Annotated in this window: 1 protein-coding gene; it reads left to right on the forward strand. The window is 36.8% G+C overall.

Annotated elements, in window-relative coordinates:
* Positions 1-124: 124 nt before the first annotated feature.
* The coding region (locus N8O80_RS08915; protein WP_261027985.1) for a mucin-binding protein at positions 125-7,080 on the forward strand (6,956 nt) is incomplete at its 3' end.

A 7,080-nucleotide genomic window follows, 5' to 3' on the forward strand; every position in this document is an offset into this window, starting at 1 on the left:
TATTGAGGATGCAAAGACAGCACTATTAGAAGCTCAAGCTTTATCAGCAAATGATAAAGCAACTCAGGCAGAGGTAGATAAAATTGTTGCAAGATTAGGAGAAAAGGCTTTTGTAATTGAGAGCATGCCAAAAGTGTCTCCTGCTGTAGAAGATAAATCAGAAACAGAAGCTAAAGTAGAAAAAACAAATAAAAACCAAGATCCACGAAACGGAAAAGCAATTCCTGGTAAAGGGGAAAGTGGGTTTAGAGCGACTCCTACTGGTGTAGGGGAACAAGCAGCGGAAGGTCCTACAAGTAATAATAAGAGGGGGGTAGGAGCTAACCCAGTAGATAACGTTATTTCAAGTTTGAAAAATCAATTTGGGGATATTGATTTCAATACTCCAGATGTTGAAACAAAATCCGCTACTGTTGAAAATCAATATTCAAGAAATAATGCTAGTAGTCCAAATCCAGCCCCAGTGAAGTTAGGGAAAATTACTTACAATTGGAAAGAAAAACGAATAGAAAATGAAATTGATGGTTGGAAGATAGAAGGGACAAATAATTATGTAACAGCTATCAAACCTGAAGCTCCAACAGAAGTTGCGGCTGATAGACCTGCTGGATTTGAACCAAAACCATCTAAAGTTTACGATAATAATGGAAGTATTGAGAGACAATATAACGATACTCCTACTCCAGACAATCCTTTAGCGCCTAATAAAGCTAATCAAAACTATGCAAATGGTGTCAACTACTCAAGTGTACCTGGTATTCCTTTAAATAATGCAGAACATTCTGCTGTCGGTAAAGGCTATTATATTCAGTTAAATAAAAAAGGTACACAAATTTCGAAAGAATTTAATGTCAATCCGAATTCTAGATTATATCTTAGTGCATTAACGGGTGGTGCATATGGGAATATGGGTACTGCTGGTACTGGTGAAAAAGTAGAAATTACCGTTACAGATGCAGACACAGGTGAAGTTTTAACAACACTGAAAGATGCGAATAATAATAGTGAAACAACACACGTTTCAACTCCGTATGGTGATGGAGGGAATGGTAATGGTTTCGGATTCTGGAGAACGATTATTAATACTCCAAATACGACTAAAAAAATTAAAATAACAATTAAGGCACTAGAGGATGGACCAGCATTTAAAAAGACCTACCCAGTAAATGGTAAATCAGAAATTGAAGATGGATATTTTGTAGGTGGGGTCAACTTAGCTGTTGGTGCTGCATTAGAAATGACAACAGATGTTGTTCGTAATAATGCTACATCCTCTTATGGAGAAGACACTCTCTATAAAGACAAAGAATCCGGTCAATTAAGAGTTACTGTGAAAAACGTTGGTGGGTTACCAACGTACGGCGCTTATGAATACACAATTAAAATTCCTGAAGGTGTCGAATTAAAAGACTCTCTAAAAAAAGCAAATGCATGGAATTGGCCTGGTCCTTTCCAAGTCGTATCGTATGATGAAGCAACAAGAACGCTTAGATTGAAATTCAATGCAGGGGATTCAGATCCAGCAAAGAATGGGACAAGAACATTCGGTATTGATTTCACAACGGCAAAAAATTTCAAAGGGACAGCTACTTTTAAGGTAACTGCAGAAATTAAAGAAGGATTTACAGATTTACAAGGCAACAGAGTATTAGAAAATACAGGTGTTGTAAATCCAAATAGTCCATATAGAAATACATTCAATGCTCTAGGAAATACAGACAATCCAGATTACTACTACAACAAAACAATTTACATCGATACGATTAAACCAGTAACTCCTACTGTGGAACCAGTTCATACTGATAGCATTAATGGAGAAAAAACTGATAAAAATCAACCAACAGAATTATTAATTTCTGTCCCAACAGAAAAAGATACTAATTTAACAGATGTACCTAGAGAAAAACAAGATATCACTGACAATGATAGAAACAATGGAACGGACCGTGATGCTGATACTGAGGTAGACAATATTAAAGAAGCTATTGGTGGAGTAACTTCAATGAAAGTTATGTTACCAAATAGTAAAACCCCAATTACTTTAAATAAAAAAGAAGACGGTTGGTATATTGGTACTACAAAAGTTGAAGAACGTGATGGTAAATTAGTTGTTCCAGTTCCAAAAGGAACAGATTTGACAGAAGCGAATGAGACAACAAATCCTGACAAACGTATCAAAGTTACTGTGCTTGATAAAGCAGGTAACGAATCAGATCCAGCTTATGCTAATGTTCTAAACGAAGCTCCAACAGTAGCAGTTGAGAAAAAAGATTTATATGTTTATAAAACTAAAGAAGCTGACAAATGGAATAATGATAAAGTTCTAGAAAAAGCGAAACCATCTGCAACTGACTTAGAAGATGATCGTGATGGTGTTGATTCTACTAAACCAACAATCGCAGTAAGTGATGCAGGTAATCTAGATACAACTAAAGTTGGAGATTACACTGTAAAAGTTCAATCAACTGATAGTGAAGGTAAGAAATCAACTGAAACAAATGTCACTGTTCATGTCTTAGACTTAATTAAAGTAGACCCAACAGTAACAACTGATCCAACAAATCCAAGCACAACAGCTCCAGTATCTCCAAAAACAGCAGATACACCTGTAAAAGAAGGAGATGAAAATCTTGGTAAATATCCAGCAGGAGTTACTCGTGAGGATTTAGTTAAAGAAGTAACACGTACAATTAAGTATCTAAAAGAAGAAGATGCAAACAAAGATAATGCTACTCCTTTATATGCTGAAAAGGTGCAAAAAGTAACTTACAAACGTACAGCAACAGTTAATCCTGAAACAAAAGAAGTAACTTACTCTGATTGGGAAGTTTACAATGAAGCGGATAAACTAACTGATGCTAAAGCAGATGGTACTAATGGTAAGTATAACTCAGTTGAATCTCCAGTTATTAATAATTATTTATTAGTGGATAATGCGGATAAACTTGTTCCAGAAAAAGATGCTCCTAAGCCAGCACAAAATGGAACAGCAACTTCTGAAGTGAAGAAAGTTCTTTATAAAGAAATTGGTTCATTTGTACCTGAGTACCCAGCAGGAAAGAAACCACAAGGAGCACCAGATAAGATTTCTTATCCAAATAACCCGAATGATCCAACGGTTCCAGGTGATTTTAGCACGATAACAATTCCATATATCCCAGGTTATACTCCAGTATATAATGGACAAGAATTAACACCGAAAAATCCAAATGATCCAACTCAAGGCTATAAAGTTCCAGATGGATTTACACCAACGGATAAATTTGGGGAATCACCAATTACATATACACCTTCTACTCAAACAGCTAAAGTAGTGATTGAGAAGAAAGTCGATGGAGCCGCAAATGAAGTGGTTTCTAGCTTTGATTTAACAGGTAAATCTGGTTCAGAATTACCAGCAAGTACAGATGTTGACAACAAAATCAAAGAACTTAAGAACCAAGGTTATGAAGTAGAAAGTGATGAATACCATATTCAAGATAATCATCATCCAATTTTTGATGACAAGGAAGATATCAATGCACAAGATGGTACACCAGCACCTTCTCAAACATTCAAAATTGTGGTTAAACCTAGAATCATTGAAGTTCCTTCATCAACACCACATGAAAAAGATAGTCCAGTAGATCCAAATGGGGATACCCCAGAACTTAAATGGCCTGAGGGATTAGCTGAATCTGACTTGAATACAACAGCTAAACGTGTGATTTCATATGTGAAGAAAGATTCAGATACAGCAGCTGAAGAAAAAGTTAAGGATGATACTGTTCAAACGGTGCCATTCACAAGAAAAGCGACCGTTAATCTTGTTACAAAAGAAGTAACCTATACTGATTGGGAAAGTCCAAATAAAACATGGGATAAAGTTGGAGTAGACGTTCTACCAGGATATATTGCTGATAAAAAAGAAATTCCAGCTAAAGAAGCAGCAACCCCTGCAAAAGATACAAAAGTAATCCCTGATGAAACGGATAAAGTTACTTATACGAAGATTGGAAGCTGGATTCCTGTTGATCCAACCACTGGTAAGGATGGAGATCCGATTCCATTCCCTAACGATCTAAATGATCCAACCAAGACTGGTGAAGTTACACAAATTATTCCTCATAAAGATGGATATACTCCAAAAGATGGAAATGGAACACCATTAGAACCGGTAAATCCTGCTAAACCAGAAGAAGGATATAAACCACCAAAAATTACGGATCCAAAAGCAAATATCAAGATTACCTATGATAAAGACGATCAAAAAGCAAAAGTAAAATTTGTTTCAGTAGATGATGAAGGTGTTGAAACACCATTAGATACGAAATATAATATTGATGATCTTACTGGTAAATCAGGAGATAAAATTCCAGAAGAAAAAGTTCAAGCGCGTGTTGATGTTTTGAAATCTATGGGATATGATGTTGTAGATAATCCATTTGATCAGGATCCAACGTTTGATACTAAGAAAGAAATAGATCAAGATTTTACAATTAAAGTTAAACCACAAGTTTCAACTGCAAAACCTGTTTATGTAGTAGAAGGAGATAAACCATCTTCAGAAAAATTAAAAGATGCTGTTACTACTAAAGGAAATGAGAAAACAGTAGATGAAACTAAACTTCCTGATACAACTGATAAAGTTGGGGATGACACATTAACAGCTCCTGTGACAGTGACATACGGTTCAGGGGATAATAAACGTGAAGAAACTGTTAATGTACCGATTAAAGTTGTTGCAGGATATCCACAAATTGTCCCAGTAGATCCAAAAGAAGCTCCAAAAGCAGAAGATAGTATCAATCCAGATGATTATCCAGCTGGTTCTAAATTCACTTACGAAAAAGAACCAGATACAACAACACCTGGAGATAAAGGGGTTAAGGTTATTGTTACTGATGAAAATGGAAATGAACTAGTAAGAGTTCCAGCAACAGTACGTGTAGTTGACAGTATTCCACAATACGTTGTGGCTGATAAAGCTAATAAACAACCAGAAGCTAAACAAAGTATCACACCGGGTGAATATCCAGACGGAACGGAATTTACTTATGAAACTCCAGTAGATACAACTACATCGGGAGAGAAAGATGTAGTCGTTGTGGCTAAAGTTGGTGAAGATACGATTGTTAAAGTTCCAGCTAAAGTTGTGGTAGTAGATCCTGAAGTGCAATATGTATTTGAAAATCCTCAAAATACACAACCAGATCCATCTGAAAGCATTAATCCTGATCAATATCCAGACGGAACTAAGTTCACCTATAAAGATGGTGATGTAGATACAACAACACCTGGAGATAAGAAAGTAACAGTAGTTGCGAAAGATGGTGAAGATAAACTTGTAGAAGTCCCTACGGTTGTTAAAGTATTACCAGTTGTTAAACCAACGGGAGTAACAGTACTTAAAGATAGTACAGATTTAGAAACAATGGTTAAAGCAAAAGCTCAAGAAGTGGTGGATGCATTACCAAAAGATAGTATTCCTGCAGGTGTAACAGTAACTGTTAAAGAAGTGAAAGAAAAACCTGAAACAACTGCTACAGGAGAACAAAAACCAGCTAAGGTAGTTATTGAATATACTGATGATAAAGGCCGTGTAGTTGGTTCTAAAGAAGTAGAAGTTCCGGTAACGGTAGTTGGTTCAACATCAAAATCATTGGTAGTCTTTGAAGGTGATACAGTAGAATCTAAAACTGTTCAAGATGCAGTAACACCAGGAGCTAATGGAACTAGAGGTAATCCTGTAATTCCAGAAGACCTAACAAAAACAACAGGTAAGAAAGAAGTAACGGTCCCTGTAACTTACGAAGGAATTAAAGATCCAGAGAAAGTAATAGTACCAGTAACAGTATTGCCAGTTGCTAAAGGTGAAGTAACAGTACCAAAAGGTGAAACTACAGATAAAGTTAAAGAAGTAGCTAAAGCTAAAGCGGAAGAAGTAGCAAACTCAGCAGATTTCAAAGCTAAATTACCAGATGGTGCCAAAGATGTAGAAGTTGGAGCGATTACAGAAGAAGTGCTTGCAACCATTACATCGGAAGCAGGAACAAACAAAGGAACTGTAAAAGTCCCAGTAACCTATACAGTAGATGGCGTTAAGTATACAAAAGATGCAGAAATTACTGTAAATGTCGTTGGTTCAAATGCTGATCAAGTATACGTTGTTGAAGGCGACAAACCTGAAATAGCTAAAGTAAAAGATGCAGTAACACCAGGACAAGGTGGAACAGTACAAGATCCAACAGAAGCTGATTTACCAGATACAAAGGATAAAGTTGGAGCAACCGATGTAACAGTACCAACTAAAGTTAAGTATGCAAATGGTGAAGAGACAGTAAAAGTCCCAGTGACAGTATTACCAAAAGTAACCCCAGAAGGTGTAACAGTTCTTAAAGATAGTGATAAGCAAGAACTAGAAAAAGCTATTAAAGAACAGGCTGAAAAAGCAGCTAATAACGTGAAGGGGCTTCCATCAGGAGTTACTGTAACAGTTACAGAAGTTAAAACAGGAACAGTACCACCTACAGCAACAGTTGGTGTACAAATCCCAGCGACAGTAGTGGTAGAGTATGTGAAAGATGGTAAAGTAGTTGCGACTAAAGAGGTACCTGTACCTGTTAACGTAGTAGAAGTCGTTCCAGTCTCAATAGAGACACCAGTCACCTCTACCCCATTAACACCAGAGGATTACACTAAAGGTATCACCATTCCAGAAGGTGGCAAGGTCACAAATGTTGAAAACATTCCAGACTTGACAACACCAGGTAAGAAAGATCCAGTTAAAGTCACAGTTGAATTACCAAATGGTAAAGTAGTCACAGTAGAGGTTCCAGTAACTGTAACACCTGTTAAAGAGATTGAGACACCAGTCACCTCTACCCCATTAACACCAGAGGATTACACTAAAGGAATTAAGATTCCAGAAGGTGGCAAAGTCACAAATGTTGAAAACATTCCAGACTTGACAACACCAGGTAAGAAGGATCCAGTCAAAGTAACTGTGGAATTACCAAATGGAAAAGTAGTCACAGTAGAGGTTCCAGTAACTGTAACACCTGTTAAAGAGATTGAGACACCAGTCACCTCTACCCCATT

Source organism: Streptococcus mitis (assembly GCF_946190155.1).
GTDB classification, from domain to species: Bacteria; Bacillota; Bacilli; order Lactobacillales; family Streptococcaceae; genus Streptococcus; species Streptococcus mitis_CL.